Origin of the sequence: Clostridium sp. MCC344 (assembly GCF_018785365.1) — a bacterium.
GTDB lineage: Bacteria > Bacillota > Clostridia > Lachnospirales > Lachnospiraceae > Pilosibacter.
In genome coordinates this window covers 39,066-65,883 of the sequence record NZ_WQPQ01000078.1, presented here as the reverse complement: position 1 = coordinate 65,883, position 26,818 = coordinate 39,066, and the positions used below count along the sequence as shown (strand labels likewise).

The following is a 26,818-nucleotide window of genomic DNA, read 5'->3' as shown; positions in this document are numbered from 1 at the left end:
ATAAATCCTCCTTGTTACATATCTGTTCAGTACTTTCACCTGAGAAATCTGCCGCCGGCATTCTCTTATGGGCAGCAGTTTCTTACAAAGTCATAGCAGCGATTACAGGTAAATCCATATTCCGACCGGCTGTCCAGGCAGGAAAGCTTTCTCCCAGTCAGATCACTGTCATACACATTCTCCTGTGATCTTATAGATTTCATCCTGTGCCGGGCGTTCCAGAAATCCTGTTGTTCCGATCCCGGTCATCTTTCTCGCGATACCTTTTTCCACTTTTCCGATCACTGCGGACGGGATCCCCGCCTCGCTTAAGATCCTCACGGCATCCCCACCGTTTTCCACCGCCATCAGAAGGCATTCTCCCGATGCGAGCCGGTATGGATTCAGGTCAAAAAGTTCACAGATCTCGATTGTTTCCTGTGCGACCGGGATTTTCCTCAGTTCAAAGGAAATTCCCTGCTCATACGCTCCTGAGATAGTCCAAAGGGCGGCCAGTATGCCGCCCTCCGAAATTTCTTCCCATTCTCCTGCGCCGCAGGCATCGAACATCTCCGGAGTCAGTTCTAACTTTTTATCTGCCTGCTCCCGGATCCGCTTGACAAACCATTCCGGGAATCGGGCCGATATCTCTTTTTCTTTTGCCGACAGAGCCGCCTTCACACCGTTTTTTCCGATCGTCCCTGCGACTACCAGATCCTGTCCCGGTCTGAAGATCCCCGCTCCGTTGGGTTCGCGCTCAATTTTTCTCATGATTCCGGTCTCTCTTCTATGCGGCCTAAGCCGCGTTCTCACCCATTCCAGGGCCATAATTTTCGCCCGGCTGCAGTCCGGCAGTTTCAGCAGGTGCCTGTGTTTCCGGCGCCTCTGTCTCAACCGGTGCCGGCGCCTCTGTCTCGGTCGGCGCTGCCGTCTCAGTTGGCGCTGCCGTCTCGGTCGGTGCCGGTGCTGCTGTCTCAGCAGCTCCCGTTCCTACACGGTAAACTGTTTTTGACGCATTGTATGTGTCAGAGTTCAACAGGGTACGTTCCTGCAGCTGTCCATCCACATATACGCACTTATATAATTTCGACTTTAATCCCGTATGCCCGGATTCCACTTTCACGCGCTTTCCGGCCGGAAGGCTCGGATCCTGGATCTCCTGGGTTGGTGACGGCACAGTCTGAAGTGTCTCTGACTCAAATGCCAGAGTGCGGTTCGACGGTCTCGTCTCTTTTCCGTAGATCGTGAACGTCAGTGTCTTTCCCTGTGTGTATCCCTCGATATAGATCGGGGTATCATAAGGATTCTTCACCTTCAGATCTTTGTAAGTTCCGGCAATCGCCGCATCCATAGACGGTTTTACATAGCTGACCGACATGGAATGATTCTGGCGCTGAACGATCTCCAGCTCCGCGTATAAAGCCGCGTTGTAGAGAGTTGTAGAGATCTGGCAGACACCGCCGCCGATACTGTCAACAGACCGGCCATTCTCATAAGCAGTCGCCGTCTTATATCCGTTTTCCAGTGTGAACGGATGCATACACTCATACCCGGAAAGAACCTCTCCCGGCATCAGCACATGTCCGTTGATCTTTCCCGAACCTACTGCAAGGTTTGTGGATCGGGAAGCACCGCTGGTCGCAAAGCTCGTGGAAAAAGTTCCGAGAACATCCTTGATCGTCGCGAGATCTTCCTCCGTCACCTTCGGCTTATCCACAGTAACGGACGCCTCCACACGGATCGCGCCTGTGTCCTCACTGTTCAGCGCCTCATTAAGGGCCGCTTTCGTTGCGTCCATATCTACTGTCACACCTTCTTTTGAAGGTGTGATCTCAAACTTTCCGTTCTTTCTCGTGATCGTTGCGTCGACAGCATCCGCCACCGCAGAATCACAGTTCGCGGATACGAAAGAAGAGATCTTATCCTGATCCACAGAGAGATCCAGCTCGATCTTCAGCGGATTTACCTCAAGATCTTTCTTTTTCATATACCTTTTTACAAGATTTCCCTTCAGCTCTGTCCCCTGGACCGCTTTCGCCACCTCATCCTGATTATCCCAGGCAACACCAAGCGTCTTCGCATCGGATTTCGCCTCCGCGCCATTTACCACAAGTGTGATATCCTGATTTAGTTTTTCATTTACATAACTTTCGATCTGCTTTTCGGCTTCCGCTTCCGTAAGTCCGGAAAGGCTGACGGCTCCAACGGAGACCCCATCCGGGATCCGCTCATCTGCCAGTGTGGAAACCGGGGCGATCCAGACAAGTCCGGCGCTCAGTAACGCCGTCACACCTGCGATCCACACATTTTTTTTCATTCTTTTTTCCTCGCTGATATCTTTCTGCTGCCTGATATATCCCAGGTCTTTTCTCATCATATTAAAAGATAGAAAGAAGGGAACCGAGAATCATCGGCACTACCATTGCAAGTACGACCAGCACGATCACGATGGTAGAGAAAATCTTTCTTGTTTTTTTGTTATTCATGTTAAACAAACCATTCACCTCTTCTTGCTTTCCATTCCGGTCCGCATCTCACAGCTCTCATCAGCTGTCATGCCGTTTAATAGTCATTCTTCCAGCGTTCCCGAAATCTATCCCTGTTTTTTCGCATTTTCCGGTATTCTTCCATACTGGAAAATGATCTTGTCGATCATCCGGGAGATTTCATTTCCGGACATGTGATCGATCTCGACAGTTATGTCTATTCTATGATATTTTAGTAAATCCTGCAAGTGTTCTTTTTGCCTTTTAGACGCCGTCCGTTCCTTTTTTGCCTTATATTGCAGCATTTTTGCGGTGAAGAGTTCCGGGCGCTCTTTTCCGAACCTTCTTTTTAATTCCTGGTAGAGATCATGGGCGGCATAAGCGTCGGAAAGCGCGCGGTGTGCCGTGTCCTGATGAACGCCAAAATATGCGCAGGCAGCACCCAGATTTTTCTTTTCCGCTCCCGGCATCAGATAGCGGCAGAGCTTCAGCGTATCAACCCCATATTTCTCGAATTTCCGCTTCTGGTTTACCGCAGCCTGAACAAGGAAACCGTAGTCGAAAATGATCTGATGTCCAAGGAGCGGGAGATCTTCCGTGAAGTTTAAGACCTCATCCAGGATCTCATCGATCCCCGGTGCATCCTTCACCATATCATCCGTGATCCCCGTCAGCTCCACGATCCTCTCCGGGATCTCCCGGTGCGGGTTTACCATCGTATGATAGGTGTCCACTGCCTCGCCATCTATCACCTTCACCATACCGATCTCCGTGATCTTTTCATGGCGTGCACCGATCCCTGTCGTCTCAAGATCCAGTGCGACATAAGAATTTATCATTTCATCTGCCATGTCTCTTCTCCATCCTTGTATACAAAACGCACCGCTCCCGCATTCCCAGACAGCGGATCCCGCTTTTTATAATCAAACAGTACAAACGTCCCATCTTCCATATGTTCCAGATGAGCCATTTTCGCCATCTGCCTCGAATCAAAGCCAGCGTAATCCGTGAGCCATTTTGGATTTTCTTCCTCCGCCATGAAGAATTCGCGGACTTCCTTTTTGTACGGAGACTGGTCGCTGGCAAAGGACGGACGGCTCTTGATGTTTTCGCGGACATAGAGGTCATACATTAAACTGTCACGGAAGTCCGCTAAGGACGGCTGTCCGGTTTCCGGAACCTTTGCAGCCGTAACATGATCCCGCTCTTCTTCCCTCATATCCTCTTCCAGGAACCGGTACAGGATCTCATACCTGGCCAGTCTGCTGTGGCTGATCCCGGTAAGGCCGTTCTTCTCATAGTATTCCGCCAGATTCACAAAAATCTCCGATGGTCTCTGGAATCTTTTCTCCAGCAGCTTCATCGTCGCCGGGAACTGGCCGCTGTTATAGTAGACCTCGACCATGTCCTCCACGCCTTTCAGACGGATCACATCGCTGTAAGGAAGCCACTTTGTGGAAAGCACTTCATATGGCGGGATTCCCCGGTATTTCAGATCATATGCCGCAACCTGCTCCTCCATGTAGGATCCTTTTAACACCTTTAAGAACCCCATCTGGAGCTGATCCGGACGCATCCGGTAAACGTCATCAAATGAGCGCATAAATGATTCATAGTTCTCATAGGGAAGTCCCGCGATCAGATCAAGGTGCTGGTGGGTATTCCGGTAATCGTAAACACGGTCCACCGCCCGTTTCAGTTTTACCAGATCCATGTGCCTGTGGATCTCCCGGATCGTGTCCGGATTTGTAGACTGGACACCGATCTCCAGCTGGATCAGACCCGGGCGCATCTTTCCGATCAGTTCCAGCTCCTCCTCGTCAAAGATATCCGCGGAAACCTCGAAGTGGAAGTTCGTGATCCCGTTATCATGCTCCACAAGGTACCGCCAGATCCCCAGTGTGTGTTCTCTTTTGCAGTTGAAGGTGCGGTCCACAAATTTGACCTGTGGGACCTTGTGGTCCAGGAAAAACTGCAGTTCCGGGAGTACCAGATCGAGACTCCGGAAGCGCACCGTCTTATCGATGGAAGAAAGACAGTAACTGCAGGAAAACGGACACCCGCGGCTGCTCTCATAGTAGACGATCCTGTTCTCGAATCCTGCCATATCATCATAGTAGAATGGGATCTCATCGAGACTGAGAAGACGCTGCGGACCATGTTCCTCGATCTCGCCGTTTGCTGCGCGATAAGTAATTCCCGGAATCTGACTTAAGTCCAGACGATCTGAATGCGCATTTTCTCCTTCGGCATTCTCCGGCATCCGGGTATTTTCCGCACAGCCGGAAGTTTCCTCCTTTGCCTGTCCCCTAAAGCTTTCACCTGTATATCCGTCCGGTACGGACGTTTTTTCTCTCTGAAGATAAGCACGCACAAGCTCTGTGAACGTCAGCTCGCCTTCCCCGCGCATGATACCGCGAACATCCGGCTCACGCGTCAGCACTTTTTTCGCATCATAGGACACCTCCGGACCGCCAAGCCAGATCTCCGCCTCCGGCAGCACTTTCTTTACGTCCCGGACGATCTCCATGATATAGGAAATGTTCCATATATAGCAGGAAAAGCCGATAAAATCCGGCTTTTTCCTGTAGATATCCTGTAAAATTAAATCCATCTGATGGTTGATGGTATATTCTCCGATCTCGATATCCGCTCCCGGGATCTTTGTCCGCGCAAACGCGCGCAGACTGTATACACCAGGATTTGAGTGGATATATTTGGCGTTGATCGCCGCCAGCAAAAATTTCATTGATTCCTCCGTTATACCCGGTACTCAATCTTGCGTCCTGTCGGGTTATACTGATAATACCGCACGCCAGCCGCATTTAACATTCTCTTGGACGCCCGTGTGGACGCATCGTTCGCGTACTTGTCGCTCTCGTAAACGATCGTCTGGATACCGGCCTGGATGATCGCTTTCGCACACTCATTGCACGGGAACAGGGTCACATAGAGTTTGCTTCCTTCCAGACTGCCGCCGCGGTAATTTAAGATCGCGTTCAGCTCACTGTGTGTCACATAGAAATACTTTCTGTTGTACGGGTCCTCATCCATCTTATCCCACGGGAATTCATCATCGGAACAGCCTTTCGGAAATCCGTTGTAGCCCATGGACAGGATCTTATTGTCCTGACTCACGATGCAGGCACCTACCTGCGTATTCGGATCTTTGGATCGCATTGCGGAAAGCTTCGCAACTCCCATGAAATATTCGTCCCAGGTAATATATCCGTCTCTCTTCTCTGACATGGTTTCTCCTCCATCTCTGTGATGATCTATTATTGTATCACGATGTAACTGCTCCATGGATTTTTACACATTTATAATATGATATCCCGCTGCCTTGCACAGGCGGTTCATGATCGCCTGGCCAAGCTGGTCCTTGGAAAAGCTCTCTGAGAAGATGCAGTCTACCTTGCGCGCATCAAAGTCACGCAGCACCGCAAACAGGTTGTGGGCAACTGTCTCCTCATGTTCTCTGCTTCCGATCACCTCAAGATTTCCATCCGGATACAGATCCCGGCTCTCCTCGGTGCAGATGATGCCGACTTTCTTTCCCTCGGCCTCCGCCTTCTTTGTCTGCTCATTGATATAAGCCACGACCTTGTCCATATCGCCCTCGACCAGCGTCATGTCCGCCTTCGGGGCATAATGGCGATACTTCATTCCCGGCGCTTTCGGCTTAATATCTCCGCTCACCGGTCCCAGGATCACCGGATCGATATCAACCTGCCCCAGTGTCTCACGGAGCATCTCGATCGTGATCGCCCCCGGTCTTAAAAGTGTCGGAACCTCACTCGACACATCCACGATCGTGGACTCCACGCCGATCCCAACGGCACCGCCGTCGATCACCATCTCGATCTTTCCGTCCATATCTTCGATGACATGTTCCGCCTTTGTCGGGCTCGGTCTTCCGGATGTATTGGCACTCGGCGCCGCGACCGGAACTCCCGCCAGATGGATCAGGCAGTTTGCCACCGGGTCAGACGGCATGCGGACCGCAACGGTGTCAAGACCACCGGTCGTTCCGTAAGGCACAATGTCTTTTTTCGGAAAGATCATGGTCAGCGGGCCCGGCCAGTATTTTTCCGCCAGTTTCCGCCCGGCTTCCGGAATTTCCTTTACGATCGCCGGGAGTTCCTCCATACAGGAAATATGGGCGATCAGCGGATTGTCGGATGGACGTCCTTTTGCCGCATAGATTTTCTTTGCCGCTTCCTCATTTAACGCATTCGCGCCGAGACCGTAAACAGTCTCGGTCGGAAATGCCACAAGGCCGCCGTTTCTTAAGATCTCTGCCGCCTCCAGAAGCCCCGGATTTTTTTCCAGTGCTTCTCTTGTCTTTTCTTCTTCTCTGATGCGAACTACTTTTGTATTCATATTATGCACTCTCGATTCTCTTATCAATAATGTTTGGAGCCGGAGTCTCTTTCCCCACGCTCTCAGAACTGCCCTGCGCCTTGAAATTCGCAGTATTTCTGCATGATCCCAGTTTTTTCTAATGATAAAGGTGCTGCACAAAACGCAGCACCTTACTTTGTTTAATTGCGTATTCAGTTTAGCACATGGATGTTATGGTTGCAACAGATTTCCGGCGGATTTACTGGCTCTCCGTCAATCTTTCCGTTACAGTACACGGGCACTCCATGCCCGCGCACTGTAACAGGATTTTGCCGATGCTTCGCATTCCAAATCGGCAAAATCCGCGACCATAACGGTATCATACGGAATTTTCAGTTCAGAAAATTCCTATCCGTGAAAAGTAACATCCTTCCATCTTCTTATCTCTTTCAGTCCGGAAAGGATCGACTCCACAAAACTGTCGTAGATCTGATTGCCTTTCTCTGCCGTTGCCCCGCTCGGGTCTCCGCCGATCCCGATCGGCTTTCCATCCTCGGTTTCCCACTCTTCCGATACCCAGCCGAGTGTGATCGGTCCGTAAACAGTGAACGTCTTGTTTCCCATAAATTTCTTCGGGATCCCCGCCTCAGAGGTCTCCAGTTTTACCGTCTCCGGCCGTTCCGCGAGGACCATCGATGTCTCCATCTCTCCTCCATGGAAATCCCAGACATTTCCAGGTGTCACAGTATCTTTCACCGCCTGATTGCCAAAAAATGCACCGCAGTTGATGATAAATACGGCAATTCCAAGCTCACTTCGAAGTTCTCTGCTCAGCACCTGGATGATCGGAGAATTTCCGCCGTGGCAGTTTAAGATCGCGATCTTTTTAAAACCATGATGAGCCAGCCCTTTGCAGATGTCATACAAAACGTGGTAGAATGTGTCCGGTTTCAATGTCACGGAGCCGCAGAAATTGATGTGTTCCGTGCTGAGTCCCACCGGAATCAGCGGGAAAATGAGCATCGGATAGTCCGGGATCTCCCGGTCCAGCGCTTCCTTGATCCGTCTCGCTGTTCCCTCTGCAATGATCTCGTCCGTGCCAAGCGGACACTGGTTTCCATGCTGCTCCAATGCCCCTACCGGGATCATGACTACCGTCTCATCTTTATCGACCTGTTCCATTTCCAGTCTTGTCAGTTCATTATAGTACCTTACCATTGTTTTTTCTCCATTCAGTGCCTTCAAACCAATGTTTTCTTACAGTCAGCGCAGTAAATGCGCAGACCTACTGAATCGTTTCAGTTTTCTTCTCTCTGTGGATCCCGGAATGAATGATCGCACTGACATGCTTGTATACAAGCGCCGTCACGATCGCATTCAGTCCGCATTTTACAATGTTAAACGGGATGATTGCGAAAAGAGCGAATGTGTAAAGGTTTGTGATCGCCGGGTTGATCTTTGTTCCCATCGCGATGATATTCTCGATTCCGCCGAAAGCAACTTTTGCGTAGAACGGAAGAGTGATCGCACAGTTTACAAATACTGCACCGATAACTGCACAGAATACACCGACAACAAGAGCGATCATCGCTGTCTTTTTCGTCTTATGTCTGCGGTAGATCAGAGCTGCCGGCACGGAGAACATACAGCTTCCGATGATGTTTCCAAGCTCACCGACATAGTAAGTGCTTGTTCCGTTTAAGAGCAGTTTTAAAAGATTCTTCACGATCGCAATGAGTGCCGCCTGTGCCGGTCCCATGGCGAAACCACCGATCAGTACCGGGAGCTCTGCGAAATCCAGTTTATAAAACGGCGGTGCAAACGGAACTGCCACCTGGATCGTCTCCAATACGGCTGCGAGTGCGCTGAACATGGCGATCAGCACGATGTTTCTGACACTTAATACTTTGTTCTGGTTCATAATGATCCTCCTTGTACGTGTTGTTCTTCTGCAGAAATACCGGATAGGGACACGGTATCGTAACAAGGAATTGCTGTGCAGGAAAAAATTCATCGGAATGTGCCCCGGCACGTTCTCGTTGTTATACAAAAAAGATCCCGGACAATTAAAAAAGTCCGGGACCTGTATCTACTATTCCTGTCATACAATTTCTTCTCTCATCCAGACTATACTGTCGGTTTTGGAATTTCACCAAATCAGCTGCTCAGCGCAGGTCGCGGACTATACCGCCGGTGGGGAATTTCACCCCGCCCCGAAGAACGATATTTATTTGTTCGATAACAGAATATCACATTTTTATTTGCTATGCAATCATTTTTTATCCGTGCAAGTTCCCCCTTAGCGGAAATGTCCATAGGAATGTCCTGCTGCCATTCCGCCGCGAAGCTCCGCCATCTCGCTGACAGTCACAAGCTGGTAACCTCTCTTTGTAAGCTCCGGGATCAGCGTCTCCGCTGCGATCGCGCTCTGCTCATAGAGATCATGCATCAAAACGATATCCCCGTCTTTGACCTGGCTTAAAACGGTATCGATCGTCTTCTGGGCATTTCTCGTCTTCCAGTCCAGAGTATCTACCGACCATACGATCGACGGCATTCCTGCCTTCGCAAGAACTGCTTTGCTCGCATCATTGATCTTTCCTCCCGGCGGGCGAACTCCTTTCGGTGCATTTCCGCCTGCTGCAACGATCGCATCACGGGTCTGGTTTAAGCTCTGCAAGATCTGACCTTCGGACATATTTGTGAGATATGTATGCGCCCAGGTATGGCTGTTCGTCTCACATCCGAGATCCGCCATGCGCTTTACCGTGGATGCATAAGAAGCCACACGATTTCCAACCATAAAGAACGTTGCTCTTCCGCCATTCGCCTCCAGCGAATTCAGAATACGCTCTGTATATTTGGATGGTCCGTCATCGAAAGTCAGCGCCACCATCGGTCTTGTTGGATCAATTCCTCCATTCTTCGGTCCCTCCGGAGCTGCTGCATCTTTTTCTGTCACAGTAACCCAGATTCCATCCACGCGAAGTCCCTGTCCTTCTGTTCCGGCAGTCTCACCATTTTTTACCGGAGCTGTCCATGACCCATTCTGGAATACTGAGTAATAAACATCATAATGATCTTTTAACTGCCCTGTGAGCTCCATCCGGATCGCCTCGAGCGGCATCCCCGTCTCGATCGTTCCGGTCTCCGCCATATTTTCCTGCCAGGAAAGCCAGCCGGAACCGCTTAAATTTACCTGATAAGAAAGTGTTCCGCTCATTCCCTCCGGCTGTCCGGAAAGACTCGCCCGGATCGCCGTCACATAAGTCCCGTTTCCGGCACGTTCCGCCGTCTGGTCTCCGTGGTATGCGCTCCAGCCGACTCCATGCTCAAATATTCCGTACACAGCTCCCATATCTGCCGCATATACCGGTTTTGTGTTCATTCCTGCTGCCGTAAAGCATACAGCGACGGCCGCAGCTGCCCCACAGATTGCCCGTCTGATTTTTTTCCAATCCATTTGTTCCCCTCGTTTCTCTGGTGCTTTTCACCATATTTCCTATTTCCATATTCTAACATGAAAATACAAATAAAGGTATCTTTTCCGCGTTTTTTCTCAATCTTCATAAAATCGTCAGAATTTAACTATTCACACCGTCACAGTTACAGGAACGGGGCTATTTCGAATTGGTTTTTCGATATAGCGAACACGGCTGTCAGCTGCTGTAAAACGGTACCCGCCTGTTTCATCACTTGCGCACAGCATAGCGCAAACTTGCCTATACCGTATTTTCCCTGTATAATAAGATAGTATGACTTACAGGGGTTATTATCGAAAGGAGTAACAAAAACATGATTCAGAATCTGAACGAAGAATTATTTTCTTTTATCAAAAAGAGTCCGACTGGTTTCCATGCTGTTCATGAGCTGGCAAACTACCTGACTGAAGCAGGCTTTGAGTGCCTCGCTGAGGGAAATACCTGGAACCTTGCTGAGGGCGGCAAATATTTTGTAACCCGCAACCAGTCCGCGATCATCGCATTCAAGGTATCCCGCAAAGATTATTCAGGCTTCCATATCGCGGCAAGCCACAGCGACTCCCCGACTTTAAAGATCAAAGAGTCCTCCGAGATGAATGTTGAAAACCAGTATGTAAAATTAAATGTTGAAAAATACGGCGGAATGCTCTGCGCTCCGTGGTTTGACAGACCACTCTCCGTTGCAGGCCGTATCATCGTAAAAGATGGTAATCGTCTCACAACAAAGCTGATCAATGTTGACCGCGATCTTCTCATGATCCCGAACCTCGCGATCCACATGAACAGGGAAGTAAACGACGGTTATAAATACAACATCCAGAAGGACATGCTCCCGTTATACCGTATGAGCAATTCCGGCAAGGCATTTAAAGAAATGATCGCCGAGGAAGCCGGTGTTTCCGTTGATCAGATCAAGGGAATGGATCTTTTCCTCTACAACCGCATGGAAGGTACGATCTGGGGCTGCGACGGCGAGTTCATCTCCGCTCCGCGTCTTGACGACCTTCAGTGTGCATTCACATCCACGATGGCTCTGTTAAACAGTGAGAGCGACCGCTGCATTCCGGTCGTTGCCGTATTTGATAATGAGGAAGTTGGAAGCGGCACAAAACAGGGCGCCGGCTCCACATTCCTTTATGACATCCTTCGCCGCATTAACCGCAGCCTTGGAAGAACAGAAGAAGAGTATCTCACTTCCCTTGCTTCCAGCTTCATGGTATCTGCGGATAACGGACATGCTGTACATCCGAACTACGCGGATAAGACAGACCCGACAAACCGCACATACTTAAACGGCGGTCTTGTGATCAAACACAGTGCAAACCAGAAATACACAACAGACGCTGTTTCCGCTGCAGTTATGCGCTGCCTCTGCGAGCGCGCAGGTGTTCCGTATCAGGAGTTCTTAAATCGTTCCGATATTCTCGGCGGTTCCACTCTCGGAAACATCTCCAATGCACAGGTTTCCTTAAACACAGTGGATATCGGACTTCCGCAGTTAGCGATGCACTCTCCGTATGAGACTGCCGGTTCCAAGGATATGGCTTACATGGAAAAGGCATTTGAAGAGTTCTTCAAATCTGCGATCCGCGCCGAAGGTGACGGTACACTCGTACTCGAATAATTTTTGTAAAAATGCTCCGCCGGAAATTCTCGCATTTCCGGCGGTTTTTTATCCTTCCAATGCAGAGGCACGCCGGAAATGTTCCTTTTCATATTTTCGTCCTGATCAGTATTTCACTATTTGTGCAGTTTCCCATGATCATTTTCTGCCATTCAGATACTCCGCCACTCCCATATGGATCGTATATGCCAGCTTATCCTGATATTCCCCGCTGTTCAAAAGTCCTGCTTCCTTTCGGTTGCTCAGAAACCCGCACTCCACGATCACGATCGGACATTTCACATGCAGAAGAAGATAATAATTGCCATTTGCCTTCGGAAGTCTCCGGTTCTGTTCTCCAAGGACATAGCTGAACCTTTTCTGCAGGATTTCCGCCAGCGCTTTGCCTTTTGCTGAATCCCGGTAATAAAATACCTGGCCGCCGGACACGGATTCTTCATGATAACTGTTCTGATGGATGCTGACCACAAGATCCGCGCCGCTCTCTTCAATGATCTCGCACCTTTTTTTCATATCTGCCATTTTTTTCCGGCTATCCGTATCTGAATAAAGTCCTGTATCCGTTTCCCTTGTCATGATAACCCTGATATCATCCTGCTCTAAATATGTTTTTAACCGTTTTGCAACAGCCAGGTTGATGTCCTTCTCCAGGCTTCCGTCAACACCGACTTTCCCTGGATCTGTTCCTCCATGTCCGGCATCGATCACTACCACCGGCATCTCTTTTATGTAGGCATCGGTGCTCCCTGTCACATGAATGCTCCCATATTTTACTGCCAGGATCACTATTCCAAGCAGGCAGAAACCAAGAACCGGCTCTATCAGATTCCGCTTCATGCACTGTTCTCCCAAAGTTTTGTTTTTCATAACACTCTATTTTCTCCCTCATCGAATTATGTGTGATCCAGAGGTCCCTGTTTTCAGATTCTTTCCCTTACTTTCCTGCATTGACACATCAATATGTCATCTGTATAATAGAGTCAGACAACACGAAAGGTCAGGTTTATGACATGGCAAATGAAAAACTGAAATTTACCTGTGACTACATGGAGGGGGCTCATCCTTTGATCATGGATGCACTTCTCTCCACAAATATGATGCAGACCTCCGGATACGGTCTCGATGAGTTTTCCGCCTCCGCGAGAGATAAGATCCGCAAAGCCTGCGATGCGCCGGATGCAGGTGTCTACTTTCTCGTCGGCGGTACCCAGACAAATGCCACGGTAATCGATGCACTTCTACGTTCCTATCAGGGAGTCCTCTGCGCGGAGACCGGACATATTGCGGTCCATGAGGCCGGCGCTATCGAGTTTGGCGGACATAAGGTTCTCCCGCTGCCCCATACATACGGAAAGATCTCAGCCACACAGATCTCCTCTTATATGGATACCTTCTTATCCGATGAAAACCATGAGCACATGGTCATGCCCGGCATGGTCTATATCTCACAGCCGACTGAATACGGGACGCTGTATTCCCTGGAAGAACTGACTGCTCTCAGCGAGGCCTGCCGCAGATACCATCTTCCGCTTTATGTGGACGGTGCAAGACTGGCATATGCACTGGCTGCTCCGGAAAATACCGTTTCATTAAAAGATCTCGCAAGACTCTGCGATGTCTTCTACATCGGTGGGACAAAATGCGGTGCTCTCTTTGGCGAAGCTGTCGTGATCCCCGATCCGGCACTGATCCCGCATTTTTTTACGATCGTTAAACAGCACGGTGCCCTGTTCGCAAAAGGCCGTATCCTGGGGATCCAGTTTGATGTCCTGTTTACCGATGATCTCTATCTTCATATCGGTGAATCTGCTCTCAACTATGCAGACTCGATCAAAAACGTATTAAAAGAAAATGGTTATCAGTTTTTCCTTGAGACTCCGACAAACCAGATCTTTATCATTCTGGAGGACGAAATCCTCCACGACCTTGAAGGATCCGCAGAATTCAGTTTCTGGGAAAAATACGATGATACGCACACAGTGATCCGGATCGCCACAAGCTGGGCAACCACAAAGGAACACACCGATGCACTGATCACACTTTTAAAACAGACACGTGCTTAGCAGGAGGCATCTTCCGGCGTTCCAATACCCGGATATTTCCCACCGCGCACTATGACCGGGTTTTTCCGATATTTTACATTCAGGAACGGTTTCGCATCCCGATCTGTGACCGTTTTCCTTCAATATTACATACTCAGGAGGTATTTCCCATGACAGACAGACAACAACTGATCGTAAACAACGTAGACACTGTAAGACAGCTCATTCTCGACGCAGAGCGCTGGATCTGGGCACATCCGCAGACCGGTTACACCGAATGGCAGGCCCATGACTATCTTGTAGAAAAATATGAGGCACTTGGATACACACTTGTAAAAGCCGGGAATATTCCGGGATTCTACACCGATGTGGAGACCGGGAAACCTGGTCCGAAGGTTGCGATCTTTGGCGAACTTGATGCACTCGACATCGCCAATCATCCGGAGTCCGTAAACGGCATGACACACTGCTGCGGACACAATGCACAGTCTGCTGCCCTTTTAGGTATCGCTGCCGCATTAAGGCAGCCGCACGCGCTGGACGGTTTATGCGGATCGATCCGTCTCGTCGCTGTACCGGCCGAGGAAATGATCCAGCTGGCCTTCCGCGAGGAGCTCCGCCAGAAAGGGATCATAAAATACAACGGCGGCAAGACCGAGTTCATGTACCGCGGTCTCCTGGACGGTGTCGATATGGCAATGATGGTCCACGGAATGACAAAGGGAACCGGTGTCAATGAGGACGGAGACACGGATCTCGACTTCCACGCACAGCTCGGAATGAACGGCTGCATGGCGAAAAATATCCGTTACAAGGGAAAATCCGCTCATGCCGGCGGAGCTCCTCATATGGGAGTCAATGCAGAATATGCCGCTATGCTCGGTCTGCAGGCCTGCAATGACCTGCGCGAAACCTTCCAGGAAAAAGATACCATCCGTTTTCATCCGATCTTAATGGGTGCAAACTGTGCTGTAAACATCATCCCGGATGAGATGAAGATCGAAAGCTATGTTCGCGGAAAATCCCTGGAAGCGATCAAACGTGAAAATATCAAGATGAACCGTGCACTGACAGGTGCCGCATTAGCTATGGGCGCAGGCGTCGAGCTGAGTGACCGCCCGGGATATGCACCGGAGTATCATGATCCGGCATTTATGAAACTGGCTGAAGACTGCTGCGTGGCACTCTGCGGAAGAAAGAAGGTTGTCTTCGACTATGACGGCTGGAGCACAGGCTCCTCCGATTTCGGCGATATCACATGTGTAATGCCGGGTGTTCAGATTTCCGCAGGCGGAGGAACCGGTACTCTTCACGGCATCGATTTCCAGATCGCAGATCCGAACCGGATGTGCGTGAATGCCGCAAAAGTTGAACTCTTCCTCGCAGATGCCCTGCTCTCCGATGACGCAAAGGCAGCAAAGGAAATCATCGCAAACTATAAACCGCAGTATCCATCCATCAAGGCATACCTCGATGCGATCGACGCACTGACTCTTGATAAGGACGCAGTCAAATATGATGAAAAAGGGAACGTGACCATAGATTTCCAGAATTAGATCATTCCTGACCTCAGTGCCAGTGCACATTCCTGCACCGTGTACGATCACTTGCGATAATCTTCTTTCCGCAAATGAAACAAGAGAAAACACACTTCGCGGGTTTTCCCTTGTTATCGCGGCAGTCGCCAGGGTCTCGCACAAGCGCAGACTTTGGTTCGTTGTTCGCGTAAATAAAAATCCGTCGGAGGCATTTTTCGATGACTCCGGCGGATTTTTTCATTAACACTTTCCACTCCCTGCTCATTTTCTCTCTTATCCTTTTTTTCTCTGCAATACACAACTTTTCCCGCCAGCACACTATATAACAACTAAATCATTTTTCACAGAAAGGCATGGTAATATTATGAGAACGATCGCACTTCCCGTAAATCTTCTTTCAGAAGGATCCCGTCAGAAAATCTCCGATTTTGAGCCCTGGCTTCTTCGAAGCGGAAAAGCTTATCAGACGATCCGATCCTATCTCTATGCTGCTCGCCAGTTTCTCTCTTTGTATCCTGATGTTACCCACGATAATCTGCTTCTCTATAAGTGTTATCTGATCGAGCGTTACAAACCGCGCACCGTAAATCTGAGGATCCGGGCGATCAACTGTTTTATGGAATTTCTCGGGATCCCCGCTTCAAAACTCCTCATGGTACGGCTCCAACAGCGACCATTTCTCGAGAATGTGATCAGTCAGGCTGATTATGAATATCTGAAAAAATGCCTGATCCGCGACGGAAAGACCAATTATTACCTTGCAGTGCGGATCATGGCTGCCACCGGGGTCCGGATCAGTGAACTTGTTCAGATCCAGATAGAGGATATCCGGCGTGGTCAGCTCGACCTTTATTCAAAAGGCAACAAGATCCGACGTATTTATTTCCCCCACAGTGTACGGGAGACCTGTCTGATGTGGCTGCAAAACGAAAACAGGTCCAAAGGCAGTCTGTTCCTGAACCGCTTTGGCCGTCCTATCAGTACTAACGGGATCCGTGATCAGCTGAAAGTTTTCGCTCTGCGCTATCATCTTGATCCATCCGTTGTTCACCCGCATTCCTTCCGCCATCTGTTCGCAAAAAATTTTGTGGAACGATGCAATGATATTGCACTTCTCTCCGATATTCTGGGTCATGAAAGTATCGAGACCACCCGCATCTATCTTCACAAAAGCAGCATTGAACAGCAAAATCTCTTCAATCAGATCGTAACCTGGTAATCCACCATCAAATTCAAAGGATAAAAGCATGAAAAAACTTTCTAAAGACCAGGAAACCCTGGCAGAATCGTTCAGATCATATTTAAGAAAAAAGAACATGTCGGAAAATACCGAAAATGCGTATGGGCGGGCGATCCGTCAGTTTTTCTCTATCGAATCGTACATATCCGAAGACCAGCTCCGGAAATACCGGAGTTTTTTAATTTCCAATTATAGTCCCGCCACGATCAATCAAAGGATCTTTGCCATCAATCAGTTTCTTCTGTTTCTGGAAAAGGAGTGTCCTGCACTTGATCCGGCACTTGCCGGATTTCGTCTTCATTCAGTGAAAGCCCCCAGAGATACCTTTCAGGACTCTATCATCACAAACGAGGACTGTGAAGCTCTCCAGACGAAGCTGAAGGCAGAGCATCATGACTTCTGGTACTTTGTTGTCCGTTTTCTGGTAACCACCGGCGCCCGAGTCAGTGAACTGGTACAGATCAAAGTGGAGCATCTGGCCTGCGGGTATCTTGATCTTTATTCCAAGGGCGGAAAAATCCGCCGCATCTACATTCCAGATTTGCTCTGCCAGGAAGCAAAAACATGGTGCGAACGCCGCGGCATTGCCTCCGGCTTTCTTTTTGTTGGAAAAAATGGACGCCCCGTGACGACCAGAGGCATCCATTCCCAGTTAAAACATTATGCAATCCGGTACGGGATCGATCCCACTACCATGTACCCACATTCTTTCCGCCATCGCTTCGCGAAAAACTTTTTATCCAGAAGCGGCGATATTTCTCTGTTGGCAGATCTTCTCGGACATGAAAGCATTGAGACCACCCGTATCTACCTCACACGTTCCAGTAAAGAACAAAAACTTCTACTGGATGAGATGGTAACCTGGTAGGATCCGTGTGATCCTCCGAAAGTTTCTCAGTTCCACTGGATTGAATCCCATGCAGCGGAATCTTCAAAGCCAAGTTTCCAGCATGCGACTCCTGCCAGATCATTCTGTCGGATCACGTTCATCTTCTCTTTCAGAGACCGCTCCTCTTCCATCCAGAGGAACTGAGCTCCATCACTTGTCTGCACCTCGCCATAATACTGGGCAGTATCTGCCTGCCAGGTGAGCTCCACCTGATTATTATCCACCCATCTTTTTTCCTCTGCGATCCCCATCGCTTTGGACGTGATCGTTCCATCTCCGGCTTCCGTCCAAAGTCTCGTATAAAACGGAACTCCGCCTATCAGTTTTTCTCTCGGAACATTCTCCAGCATTCCGGCAATCCCGTTCTTCACATAATTGATAGAAGATACAGAACCTGCCTCACCTCCTGCAAAGTGCTCATCATATCCCATCATGATCACATAATCTGCCACGATCCCCTGTTCTTTCAGATCATAAAAACTGTTATATCCGGCCGGAACATAGTTATCCACCGACAGGATGATCCCTTTCTGTCTGCACGGGATCGACAATTCACGGATAAATTCAATATAATGGACACCTGCTTCTTTTTTCAGGCTTTCGAAGTCAAGATTCAGACCGTCCAGATCATATTTTTCTACATCCGCGATCAGGCTGTCGATCAGTTTTCGCCGTGTGGAAGTCGACGCCAGCAGCGTCTCTGTCTGAACATCTGCGCTGAAATTATCAATCAGTGCCCACACCTGAAGTCCTTTTGCATGGGCTTTCGCCACATAATCTTTGCTCGCAAGCGACTTGTAATTTCCATTATTATCCGTCAGGGAAAACCATGTCGGGGAGATCACGTTCATTCCTTTTGTCTTTGTCACAACGCTGTCAAAGCTATTATTTCCATCCTGGGTCGTCACCTGATGCCATCCGAGAACGATCTTCCCACTCATACTGGTACTCTTGTATACAGGTGCTTCAAAATTCCCGGAAAATTTCTGACTTTCCACATCAGACAGTCTCTTATTCTCTACATACCCGACATTTCCGTCCGTGGATGCGACCCGCGACCATTTTTCCATCGTATCGATGACCGTCACTGTATCATCCCTGCCAAGATCCGTTACGATCTTGCTCTTGACCCCGCCTTTTATCCTCAGACTGGTATTTTTCTTCACGCGGGCTACGTTTCTCGCCCCCCAGTCATTGATCAGGACTCGTTTTCCATCACCGGAATCAAAGGCCTGGATCTGCACATCCGTGTAGTTCGCGATCAGACCGAGAGTCAGGTAGACTTCTTCATCCTTCACAAGAAGCAGCGGCGCACCATTGGAGCCCTTTGTCTCCGCATCGGCATAGACAATCTGATCCGGCAATGCATATACAAGAAGATCTTCTATACTGTCCCAGTAAAAACGCTCATTGATATGGTCATTTACCCACGAGATAGGCAGGTAAGTCTGACCGTTTTCATAGATTCCTGTCTGCTCCTGCTGTTCATAATTATAAATGATCGCCGTCTCATCCCCGGATACATGATAAACTTCCGCAAGATCTGCCCGCTCTTTCGTCGGCATATACCGCTCCAGTACCCGGAATCCGACAAAGCCGGCTGCGATCAGGATGATCAGACTGACAGCGGTCAATACAGGAACTATTTTTTTCATTTGTCATCACTCTTTCCGCATGCTATTCTTCAAAGATCCGCATCTGTTTCTGCCTCTCTACGTATACATGCTGAATCGTTATTTTATTACGGATGATCCGGCAAAATACACACGGACGTATACTTTGCCGGATCTTAAGGATAGTTTTAGTATACCACAACGCGAAATGTCTGTCTGTTAACTTTTTGTAACGAATTACCGTCAGCAATCTTACGGACCATCCGGCAGAACGATCCCCTGTTTTTTGAATCTGTATTCCGTTATTCGCGTCTGTCCAGGATCCTCACCCGGAACCGGCAGTTTTTCCATCTGCGAGCGGCAACACTTTTTCTATCTTCTCGTTCTTCTTCTCCGTCCGGAATTTCTCGTCTCTGAAATATCTGCTTCGCTCAGATATACTTTATCAAACCGGATCTCCTTTAATCCACCTCCTTCTGCCTGCACATAATCCCCCATGTAGAACATTCCGTCCTCACGCACTTCAAACAGCTTTTCCCACTCTCTCTGACCGGAAAGCTTTCCATCCATGTAGATCGGGATCCCTTTTTCCGTGTACCTCTTAAGTCCGTTCAGGTAGCGAGTCATCTCCTCGGTCTTCTGCTCTTCTGATCCATACGTTCCATTTACTGTTTCCATACTCATATATACCTTTCCCTTTTTCATATCGCGCATTGATCCTGCGCATGGTCTTTCCGTCATCCCGCATCGATCTTCCCCCTGTTGTCGCTCTTCGTCTGTTCAATCCACTGTCAGTAAATTTCTGCCATTTTTGCTTTCAAGCCAATGTTTTCTTACGGTCAGCGCAGTAGATGCGCAGACCTACTAAATAATTACGTTAATCATTTAATAGATTTCTAATTATCTCTTTAGATGTTCTTATATGCCGGTATAGCCCGTTATTCCGGGCTTTTCCGGCACTTTTCATATCGGAAGAACCTCACAAATCTTTTTATTACCCCTTATGTTGTCGCTCTCAAAAGTAGTAAAAGCAGTAGTAAATTCTGCGTACTACTTATGCCGCCTTGGTTTCCTCGGCGCTTTCCGCCGCAGGCTCCGGCTTGGCCTCTGCGGTGGATTTTGCCTTGGCTTGCAGCCGTTCCATTTCCTCCTGTGCGGAATGGAAAGTAGCGTGGGCGTAATAGTTCAGCGTCATTACAATGTTGGCGTGTCCCATGATGTACTGCAATGCCTTGGGGTTCATGCCCGCGTTTGCCATTCTGGTACAGAATGTATGCCGCATGGTGTGCGGCGTCATCACATCGGGCAGCGGCTCCTTGTGGCACTTGTTGTACTTCTTGGCAAGGCACTTGAACATGGCGTCATAGTTGACGGCGGTTTTGGGCAGGCCGTCCCGGTTCAGGAACAGGAAGTCCTTATAACCGTCAACCTCAATGCACCTGCCGTCCCTGCGCTTCTTCAACACGCGCTCAAACGCTTCATAGGCGGCTGCGCTCATAGGCACTTGACGGAATCCGCTTTCTGTTTTTGGCGCTTCGGTATAGTAACCGTCCTCGGTGCTTCTCAAAAGCTGGTGGTCTACATTCACAAAGCGCTTCTCAAAATTCAGGTCGGCTGGCGTCAGGCCGCAGAGTTCGGAAATACGAAGCCCGGTTTCCAGCAGGATCACCACCTCGTCATAATACTTGGCATAGACGGGATCGTTCTGCATGAAGTCCAAAAGCTCGTTTTCCTGTGTAGGGGTAAGCGGCACCTTTGGTACGGTATCGTCGTTGATAACCTCATTGATCTGGAAGTCAAAGGGATTCTTGCGGAGGCAATCGTCCTGTACGGCCATATAAAAGATGGCTTTTAAGGAACGCTTGCTGTTGCAGATGGTGTTGTAGGCAACGCCCTTTTCCTGCATACGCAAGGCCCATTCTTTCGCGTCAGACAGCTTCACGCTGTCAATGCTGGCCGCGCCCAGCTTATCTTCGGACAGAAGTTTCATCAACTGCTGGCGGCTCTTTTGGGTTCCTTTCCGCACATTCCCGTGCTGCCGGGTGTACTTTTCATAAAGCTGGCACACGGTCATTTTCTTGCCGATGGTGTCTATCCCGTCGTCAAGGTCTTTCTGTATCTGCTTGATCTTCTCGCGCAGGGAAAGACAGGGCCGTTTCCCGGCAGGTACTTTGTCGGTAGGTACTAACTTCCATGAGTAAACAAACTGGGTTTCTCCAAAGGTGTCAATGTATTTGTAAGCGTATCTTCCATCTGATCGCTGGCTCTCTCCAGACTTCAAAAGGCGGCCTTTGTTGTCCCGTCTTTTTTCATCTCGTTCTTTTCTTGGCATTTCGTCATGCTCCTTTCCATGACGGAAAGAGCCTTGACACGCTTATAACCTATTATAACACGCGCAAGGCCCTTTTTCACTATATTGTGTCAAGGGAATCAATGATTTTTTCAAACTGCTTCCGTTTAATCTGGATGCGGTTGCCGTTCAGGATCACCCAGCCAGCGGTGGGGTTTTCCTCGGCAAGCCGACGCAGTTTGTTTTCCCCGATCCGAAAATATTTGGACGCTTCCTCAATGGTAAGCGTGTATTTTTCCCAAATAGGCACATCGTTATTACTCATAACATGGCCCCCTTTCTTTTCAAAACAAAGGTTGTTTTTTGCGAAAGTGAGCAGAAAAGAACGGACGGCTGCTGGCACAGCTCCACGGGAATCTCACCCCCGCGTGGTTCTCACGCGGCCCTGCTCGTTGCCTGCGACGCTTCAAACGCTCGGACTACGACGGCAAGGGAGTATCATTGTCCTATCTGCGCGTCGTCGCCCGCAGGCTGCCACACCTGCTTTACGGCACGGTAAAATCGCTCCGCTTACCCCAATGAGGGAAAGCCTCTTGGCGCACCTGCCGCCCGGCTCGGCACAGACAGAATGTATCCGTCTGCCCTATGACGCGCCGCCATTGTCCTGCGGGCGTATTTGTCAAGGAGCAAAGGGGCCGCCGGGAAAACAGGCAGGCGGGGAAAGGGAAAGCCGCCTGTCTATGGCCGGGGCCTTAACCGTCAGTCGCCAATGGGACTAACGATGGAATGGATCAGCTTGATTTGCAATCGGCGCTTCATATACTCGTCAATGCAGATATGAGGCTGGCCGCTGCCGTCATAGAGCGTCCGGGTACACAGCTTATTGATATAGCCGTCGTAATGCTGCAAGACACGCTCCACGGCTTCGGCGTTACCGGCGCAGGCCGCGTCGATCACAAAATCAGGCAGAGGACTTTTGCCCTTGTAACTGGATTGCTTCATCCGCGTTTAACCTCCCTCCGGCATGAACGCCATCAATTTTATACGCAAGTCTTTCAGGGTGCTTGTCCTGTGGCGCTGTACTGCGCTGCGGGACATTCCCATCAGGCGGCCGATTTCTTCGTCAGTCAAATCCAGAACAAAGCGGAGAATCAAAATACTCTGCTCGTCTTTTGGCAGGCTGGCAAACGCTTCGGCCACAAGCTCGTTGTCGATATGTAGGTCATAGCCATGCGAACTGAATGTAAAGCTGTCGCAGGAATACCGATCTACGGTCGAGAGCTTGTCCCAATCAGCCGGGGAAACAGCGTCCAGCGACACTTCACGGTCGCGGCGGCACTTCATTTCCCGCAGATAATCTATCGCCTCATGGTACAGAACCAGCTTGCAATAGCGGTCAAACTGGCTCCATTCACCGTATTTGCGGGGGATCGCTTCCATCTTCTCACCCCCTTTCTATGGGGGATGTGGTGGTTCTCTCCCTTTCCGCCAATAGAGCGAATGGAATCTCTCTGGCTGCCCGCTAAACGCCTCCTTTTTTCATTTTTTTGAAATTTCTTTTTGCGCCGGATAGCAGGCCGCAGGAAATAACAAAATTCGCCCGGCAGGTCAAAGACCCACAGGGCGAAACAAAAAGCAATATGTTCTTTTCCTACATGGTATAGTACATACTCATAGCCGCTTGTCCCCGCTGCCGGGGGACGGCTTTTTTTGACAGGCTAACCCCTGTCGGATTTTGTCGAAGTAGTTTTCGTTGCATAGCGGCTCCCTCCTAAAGCCGCCATGCCAGAACACGGTGCAGGGGTCGTCGAAGCAAACAGAAACGGCGGCCTTGATCTACTCAAAACCGCCGTATCGTCAGTGATACAGGAAAGCGCACGAAATCCTCTGCCCGTCAGCGGTTTTTTTTCTTTTCCCCGCTGTGGAGGCAGATGTTTTAATATGTAAGCTCGTTTCATTCCACAAAGAACAGAACCCGCCGGATCAGCTCCGGGATATTGCCTGGGGGGCGGTGATATAGTCATTCACGCCCTCATGCCGGTATTCATATTCCGTAGCAAGGTCGTTGTTCTCGGTGAGGATAAAGAACGGCAGAAGCCGGACAGGGGGATTCTTCATTTGGAACATCCCCGCCACCCGCCGCGGCGTATGAAACAGCTCCATTGCTGTGCCGTCCGGCAGTTCCAGATCACACAAGATCAGGTCTATTTCCTTATCCTCAAAAATCCGGCGCTTGGCCTCCCCAATCGAGGAATCCAGAATCAGGTCAAAGCCCTTTTGCAGCATAGCCGCCCGCAGCACTTCGGCGCTGGTATCTTCCGCATGGACAAAGAGCAACTTGTGAAAAGTCGGGGCCTTTTCGTCGGATAACTGCCGGTAAGCGTATTCCACCAGCTTATCTTGCAGCAATAGCCCTTTCATTTTGTCCATGCACAGCGTCGCGCCCCGGCGTATAGCCTCTTGTTCGTAGTCGTCCCTGTCATGGCAGGACGCCAGAATAAAAGGCAGCTCCTTGTCTGCGGCCCGCACCTCGTCCAGAAAGTCCATGCCGGAACCGTCCGGCAGGTCGAGATCACAGCAGACCACCAGCGGCATTTCCTCTTGGATGGCGGCCCGCGCTTCTTTCAGAGTGGAAGCCGTTTTTACCGGGTAGCCCCGGTGCTGTAAGTATTTTTGCAGACACCATGTATAGTGTCGCTGTCGTCAATCAGCAGTATCTTTTTCATGTGTCCTCACCCCCAATATTGATTTACCACAAGCATAAACTACAAATGTTACACAAATGTCCGAGGTGCCTTTGATTTCGACAAAAAAACAGGCTGAATTGTTACAAAGCTCGGACATTTCAAAAATTTTTTGAGAAATGGCGAAAAAAGCGGGGCAGCACACGCCGCCCCGCCGATCCCATACGGTTATTCCATTGCCCGCATTTGTTCAATCAGAGATTGTTTTTTCTGTCTGCGGATTGTCCATACAGACAAGATCAGCTCCATTCCGAACAATACCAGAATGAACAGCCCCATTTCCAAAACCGGGAATTGATAAGGCACTACATTTCCGGCAAAAGCACCTACACTCATTTTTCTGCAAGCAAAGATGGAAGCCGGAAGCCCAACGATCAGCGTTGCCAATGTTGCAAAGAGCGCATAGCACAGCCCCTCACAGATGTTCATTTTACATAGCTGTTTTTGTGTTAGGCCGATAGAACGCAGAATACTGTTTTCCTGCTTTCGGGCTATCTGGTTAGAGAGTGTCGTATTGATAAGGTTGATAACGCCAAAGAGAAATACCAACCATGAAAGTATCTCCATACTGCCAAACGCAAAAGAATTTGTCATTTCTTCATATTCAATCACTGTATTGATTTCATCTAAGGCAATATTACTATGGCTGGCAACAATATTTTTCAATTCAGCTCCCACATAGTCCGTTTTTTTAGGGTCATTTACAATGCTCCATGAATAGTCAAAAGAGGTGATTTCCGGGTGCAGTTCGTGGAACAACGCTTCTGGTGCAAAAAGAGTTGCCCCATCTAAGTGCATCCTGCCATGTCCTGAATATACCTTTGCAGGAGCGTATAACCCCGATATGGTAACAGAAACGGATGGCTGTTCTTCTCCCAAAGAAATCTCAACCGTTGAACCAACACCCATATCCTCATTCTGCTTTAGCACATTATAGTCAATTACAATACTACGGGAATCTGTTGGCATGGTTCCCTCTGTCAGAGCCGCTTCAACTGCCGCATAATTCTGGTCGGTCAGCATATCGCACATACCACCGGCTTGATGAATCTCTGTTTTATAAGTTGCATGGAGAGATTGCCTGCTTGGAATTATATCTGTAACGCCATCAATAGATAAGATTTCCTGCTTTAATTCCTCATTCAATGGATTTCCCGCTGCCATAACCTTTTCTTCTGTCATTTCAGAATCCAAATAAATTTTATAGTCGCCGTCTGGGAAAAACTGTCTTGCAAGCGCCTCTGGTGAGCGCAGCAAAACAATGGAGGATACCACAAGCAGGATAATTCCGCCCAAACTCAATGAGGCTACAATAGCAACGGTCTTTTTTCGGTCACGCCTAAAATTTGCAATTCCCATTGAAACAGGATTGAGCTTGATATTCTTTTTCCGGCTGCGGATGTCCTTTTGCGCCGGGGTAAAACGGACGGCTTCAATGGGGGAAATCCCTGCCGCAATTTTCACCGGCTTACGGATGGAAACAGATACCATGATCCAACTGCTTATAAGCGTTAAAATAACCGTTGCCACATAGGAAACAGCGTTAAAACCCTTGGAAAACAGGAGGAAACCGCCGCATACGCCCAGCACTGTGCCAATCAGAATCCCGATACTGCCGAGTTTGCGTCCCTCGTTCTTTACAATCCGCTTGATTTGCTTTGGTGTCGCACCAATCGTCCGAAGCTGCCCGTAGCTTTGGATTTTGTCATTGATGGAGATACGGAAGATACTCTGGATCACAATATAGCCGCCAATCAGAACAAGGGCAATCACACCTGCCATCAGTGCAAAATCAAAGGATTTAGAAGCATAGGCAAAATACTTACTGTTCATTTTGGGCATAGGAAGCTGATATTCCTCCGCAATCTCCCTGCAATAAGAGGTCATCAGTTCTTCGCCCAACTGGTCGCTGTTTTTGAAATGGACATAGGCGCGATAGCCAGTCGGGTCAAACCCTTTCCATTCTGTCAGGGCAGCGTTGGAAAGAATGATAGCGCAGGTATTCGCTTCTTTTTCATTTACGCTGTCCATAATGCCGGTAACGACATAATCACCATGAAAACTCTCTGTATCTAAGGTCACAGTGTCCCCAATTTTGGCATTGTTTCCATAGGTGGAAAGAAAGTATTCGCTTACGACAACTTCATTTGCTTTTTCAGGAACCCTCCCCTCTAACAACTCCATCTGCGCCTTGGTAATCTCCATCATTTGCGCGTCGCAATACACATAAGACGCATGATAGCCCTGTTCCGAAAGTTCCTCACCCAGCATATAGTAGCCGCCTACGCGCTCAAACTCCGGCAGTCCTTTCAGGGTTTCAATGTCGTTTTCCTCCACGCCCAGCCAGACCGCCTCATAAGTATCGACAACCTGATTGCGTTGCATTTGTGTCAGGGAAGTAGACACAATTCCCGTAAAGCAGATCAGAAACGCCGCCAGTGCAACGGCAATCACCACCATCAGATTCCGGCGCTTCTCGCTTTGCAAACTTTTCTTTGCCAGCTTCTTTGTAATGGCGCTGGTATCATTCTCAAAAGGCCATGTCAT

The 26,818-nt window shown here is 49.2% G+C and carries 22 protein-coding genes, 1 pseudogene and 1 riboswitch; of the genes and pseudogenes, 5 read left to right on the top strand and 18 right to left on the bottom strand.

Going from position 1 to position 26,818, the window contains the following annotated elements:
- Nucleotides 1-168: 168 nt before the first annotated feature.
- From GPK90_RS16290 to GPK90_RS16250, 9 genes are all read right to left on the bottom strand, one after another.
- Nucleotides 169-750, bottom strand: coding sequence for an AIR synthase-related protein (locus GPK90_RS16290; protein ID WP_118297290.1), 582 nt, complete (start codon nucleotides 748-750; stop codon nucleotides 169-171).
- 25 nt (nucleotides 751-775) lie between these two features.
- Nucleotides 776-2,296 (bottom strand): VanW family protein, encoded by a 1,521-nt coding sequence (locus tag GPK90_RS16285; RefSeq protein ID WP_215703453.1) that lies wholly within the window; start codon nucleotides 2,294-2,296, stop codon nucleotides 776-778.
- Between the two features lie 276 nt (nucleotides 2,297-2,572).
- Complete coding sequence (locus GPK90_RS16280) at nucleotides 2,573-3,316, bottom strand: exonuclease domain-containing protein (protein WP_346011284.1); 744 nt, start codon at nucleotides 3,314-3,316, stop codon at nucleotides 2,573-2,575.
- Nucleotides 3,301-5,214, bottom strand: coding sequence for a B12-binding domain-containing radical SAM protein (locus GPK90_RS16275; protein WP_215703452.1), 1,914 nt, complete (start codon nucleotides 5,212-5,214; stop codon nucleotides 3,301-3,303). Before GPK90_RS16275 ends, GPK90_RS16280 begins: the two co-directional genes overlap by 16 nt.
- Before the next feature lie 11 nt (nucleotides 5,215-5,225).
- Nucleotides 5,226-5,714 (bottom strand): deoxycytidylate deaminase, encoded by a 489-nt coding sequence (locus tag GPK90_RS16270; RefSeq protein WP_118297292.1) that lies wholly within the window; start codon nucleotides 5,712-5,714, stop codon nucleotides 5,226-5,228.
- Between the two features lie 63 nt (nucleotides 5,715-5,777).
- Nucleotides 5,778-6,848 (bottom strand): L-threonylcarbamoyladenylate synthase, encoded by a 1,071-nt coding sequence (locus GPK90_RS16265; protein ID WP_118533413.1) that lies wholly within the window; start codon nucleotides 6,846-6,848, stop codon nucleotides 5,778-5,780.
- A 369-nt stretch (nucleotides 6,849-7,217) separates the two neighbouring features.
- Complete coding sequence (locus tag GPK90_RS16260; protein ID WP_118321883.1) at nucleotides 7,218-8,027, bottom strand: creatininase family protein; 810 nt, start codon at nucleotides 8,025-8,027, stop codon at nucleotides 7,218-7,220.
- A gap of 67 nt (nucleotides 8,028-8,094) precedes the next feature.
- On the bottom strand, nucleotides 8,095-8,730 hold the full coding sequence (locus GPK90_RS16255) for an ECF transporter S component (protein ID WP_118533411.1): 636 nt from the start codon (nucleotides 8,728-8,730) through the stop codon (nucleotides 8,095-8,097).
- Nucleotides 8,731-8,915: 185 nt separating this feature from the next.
- Nucleotides 8,916-9,034, bottom strand: a riboswitch (FMN riboswitch).
- Nucleotides 9,035-9,108: 74 nt separating this feature from the next.
- Nucleotides 9,109-10,272 (bottom strand): polysaccharide deacetylase family protein, encoded by a 1,164-nt coding sequence (locus GPK90_RS16250; RefSeq protein ID WP_215703451.1) that lies wholly within the window; start codon nucleotides 10,270-10,272, stop codon nucleotides 9,109-9,111.
- A 332-nt stretch (nucleotides 10,273-10,604) separates the two neighbouring features.
- Between GPK90_RS16250 and GPK90_RS16245 the strand changes: the two genes are divergently transcribed.
- Nucleotides 10,605-11,915, top strand: a complete 1,311-nt coding sequence (locus tag GPK90_RS16245) for a M18 family aminopeptidase (protein ID WP_118297297.1) — start codon at nucleotides 10,605-10,607, stop codon at nucleotides 11,913-11,915.
- A 138-nt stretch (nucleotides 11,916-12,053) separates the two neighbouring features.
- Here the strand turns inward: GPK90_RS16245 and GPK90_RS16240 are convergent, their stop codons facing one another.
- On the bottom strand, nucleotides 12,054-12,782 hold the full coding sequence (locus GPK90_RS16240) for an N-acetylmuramoyl-L-alanine amidase (RefSeq protein ID WP_346011283.1): 729 nt from the start codon (nucleotides 12,780-12,782) through the stop codon (nucleotides 12,054-12,056).
- Nucleotides 12,783-12,925: 143 nt separating this feature from the next.
- Between GPK90_RS16240 and GPK90_RS16235 the strand changes: the two genes are divergently transcribed.
- From GPK90_RS16235 to GPK90_RS16220, 4 genes are all read left to right on the top strand, one after another.
- Nucleotides 12,926-13,978: a threonine aldolase family protein gene (locus tag GPK90_RS16235; protein ID WP_118533407.1), complete on the top strand. Its 1,053-nt coding sequence runs from the start codon at nucleotides 12,926-12,928 to the stop codon at nucleotides 13,976-13,978.
- Between the two features lie 149 nt (nucleotides 13,979-14,127).
- Nucleotides 14,128-15,513, top strand: coding sequence for an amidohydrolase (locus GPK90_RS16230; RefSeq protein WP_215703450.1), 1,386 nt, complete (start codon nucleotides 14,128-14,130; stop codon nucleotides 15,511-15,513).
- 346 nt (nucleotides 15,514-15,859) lie between these two features.
- Nucleotides 15,860-16,714: a tyrosine-type recombinase/integrase gene (locus tag GPK90_RS16225; RefSeq protein WP_118533403.1), complete on the top strand. Its 855-nt coding sequence runs from the start codon at nucleotides 15,860-15,862 to the stop codon at nucleotides 16,712-16,714.
- Nucleotides 16,715-16,742: 28 nt separating this feature from the next.
- A complete protein-coding gene (locus GPK90_RS16220) occupies nucleotides 16,743-17,603 on the top strand; it encodes a tyrosine-type recombinase/integrase (protein ID WP_118533401.1) in 861 nt (286 codons plus the stop codon).
- Nucleotides 17,604-17,629: 26 nt separating this feature from the next.
- On the opposite strand, the gene GPK90_RS16215 is transcribed toward GPK90_RS16220, so the two are convergent.
- From GPK90_RS16215 to GPK90_RS16180, 8 genes and pseudogenes are all read right to left on the bottom strand, one after another.
- Complete coding sequence (locus GPK90_RS16215; protein WP_118533399.1) at nucleotides 17,630-19,279, bottom strand: glycosyl hydrolase family 18 protein; 1,650 nt, start codon at nucleotides 19,277-19,279, stop codon at nucleotides 17,630-17,632.
- A gap of 330 nt (nucleotides 19,280-19,609) precedes the next feature.
- Nucleotides 19,610-19,921 (bottom strand): hypothetical protein, encoded by a 312-nt coding sequence (locus GPK90_RS16210; RefSeq protein ID WP_346011282.1) that lies wholly within the window; start codon nucleotides 19,919-19,921, stop codon nucleotides 19,610-19,612.
- Nucleotides 19,922-20,291: 370 nt separating this feature from the next.
- Nucleotides 20,292-21,569, bottom strand: coding sequence for a tyrosine-type recombinase/integrase (locus GPK90_RS16205; RefSeq protein ID WP_215691662.1), 1,278 nt, complete (start codon nucleotides 21,567-21,569; stop codon nucleotides 20,292-20,294).
- A gap of 79 nt (nucleotides 21,570-21,648) precedes the next feature.
- Nucleotides 21,649-21,852 (bottom strand): excisionase, encoded by a 204-nt coding sequence (locus GPK90_RS16200; protein ID WP_009296579.1) that lies wholly within the window; start codon nucleotides 21,850-21,852, stop codon nucleotides 21,649-21,651.
- 434 nt (nucleotides 21,853-22,286) lie between these two features.
- Entirely contained in the window at nucleotides 22,287-22,529 is a 243-nt protein-coding gene (locus tag GPK90_RS16195) for a helix-turn-helix domain-containing protein (protein ID WP_004611627.1), read from the bottom strand.
- 6 nt (nucleotides 22,530-22,535) lie between these two features.
- Nucleotides 22,536-22,967: a sigma-70 family RNA polymerase sigma factor gene (locus tag GPK90_RS16190; RefSeq protein WP_055201460.1), complete on the bottom strand. Its 432-nt coding sequence runs from the start codon at nucleotides 22,965-22,967 to the stop codon at nucleotides 22,536-22,538.
- 514 nt (nucleotides 22,968-23,481) lie between these two features.
- Nucleotides 23,482-24,253: pseudogene (locus tag GPK90_RS16185) on the bottom strand (response regulator).
- Between the two features lie 186 nt (nucleotides 24,254-24,439).
- The gene (locus tag GPK90_RS16180) at nucleotides 24,440-26,818 is read right to left on the bottom strand and encodes an ABC transporter permease (protein ID WP_215703449.1); all 2,379 of its coding nucleotides are present in this window, start codon (nucleotides 26,816-26,818) and stop codon (nucleotides 24,440-24,442) included.

Bases quoted from the DNA above. Each gene is read 5' to 3' on its own strand.
- GPK90_RS16220 (WP_118533401.1), top strand. From the start codon at position 16,743: ATGAAAAAACTTTCTAAAGACCAGGAAACCCTGGCAGAATCGTTCAGA.
- GPK90_RS16195 (WP_004611627.1), bottom strand. From the start codon at position 22,529: ATGAAGCAATCCAGTTACAAGGGCAAAAGTCCTCTGCCTGATTTTGTG.
- GPK90_RS16190 (WP_055201460.1), bottom strand. From the start codon at position 22,967: ATGGAAGCGATCCCCCGCAAATACGGTGAATGGAGCCAGTTTGACCGC.
- GPK90_RS16270 (WP_118297292.1), bottom strand. From the start codon at position 5,714: ATGTCAGAGAAGAGAGACGGATATATTACCTGGGACGAATATTTCATG.
- GPK90_RS16245 (WP_118297297.1), top strand. From the start codon at position 10,605: ATGATTCAGAATCTGAACGAAGAATTATTTTCTTTTATCAAAAAGAGT.
- GPK90_RS16200 (WP_009296579.1), bottom strand. From the start codon at position 21,852: ATGAGTAATAACGATGTGCCTATTTGGGAAAAATACACGCTTACCATT.
- GPK90_RS16260 (WP_118321883.1), bottom strand. From the start codon at position 8,027: ATGGTAAGGTACTATAATGAACTGACAAGACTGGAAATGGAACAGGTC.
- GPK90_RS16280 (WP_346011284.1), bottom strand. From the start codon at position 3,316: ATGGCAGATGAAATGATAAATTCTTATGTCGCACTGGATCTTGAGACG.
- GPK90_RS16275 (WP_215703452.1), bottom strand. From the start codon at position 5,214: ATGAAATTTTTGCTGGCGGCGATCAACGCCAAATATATCCACTCAAAT.
- GPK90_RS16230 (WP_215703450.1), top strand. From the start codon at position 14,128: ATGACAGACAGACAACAACTGATCGTAAACAACGTAGACACTGTAAGA.
- GPK90_RS16250 (WP_215703451.1), bottom strand. From the start codon at position 10,272: ATGGATTGGAAAAAAATCAGACGGGCAATCTGTGGGGCAGCTGCGGCC.
- GPK90_RS16290 (WP_118297290.1), bottom strand. From the start codon at position 750: ATGAGAAAAATTGAGCGCGAACCCAACGGAGCGGGGATCTTCAGACCG.
- GPK90_RS16240 (WP_346011283.1), bottom strand. From the start codon at position 12,782: ATGAAAAACAAAACTTTGGGAGAACAGTGCATGAAGCGGAATCTGATA.
- GPK90_RS16285 (WP_215703453.1), bottom strand. From the start codon at position 2,296: ATGAAAAAAAATGTGTGGATCGCAGGTGTGACGGCGTTACTGAGCGCC.
- GPK90_RS16210 (WP_346011282.1), bottom strand. From the start codon at position 19,921: ATGAGTATGGAAACAGTAAATGGAACGTATGGATCAGAAGAGCAGAAG.
- GPK90_RS16215 (WP_118533399.1), bottom strand. From the start codon at position 19,279: ATGAAAAAAATAGTTCCTGTATTGACCGCTGTCAGTCTGATCATCCTG.
- GPK90_RS16265 (WP_118533413.1), bottom strand. From the start codon at position 6,848: ATGAATACAAAAGTAGTTCGCATCAGAGAAGAAGAAAAGACAAGAGAA.
- GPK90_RS16225 (WP_118533403.1), top strand. From the start codon at position 15,860: ATGAGAACGATCGCACTTCCCGTAAATCTTCTTTCAGAAGGATCCCGT.
- GPK90_RS16205 (WP_215691662.1), bottom strand. From the start codon at position 21,569: ATGCCAAGAAAAGAACGAGATGAAAAAAGACGGGACAACAAAGGCCGC.
- GPK90_RS16235 (WP_118533407.1), top strand. From the start codon at position 12,926: ATGGCAAATGAAAAACTGAAATTTACCTGTGACTACATGGAGGGGGCT.
- GPK90_RS16180 (WP_215703449.1), bottom strand. From the start codon at position 26,818: ATGACATGGCCTTTTGAGAATGATACCAGCGCCATTACAAAGAAGCTG.
- GPK90_RS16255 (WP_118533411.1), bottom strand. From the start codon at position 8,730: ATGAACCAGAACAAAGTATTAAGTGTCAGAAACATCGTGCTGATCGCC.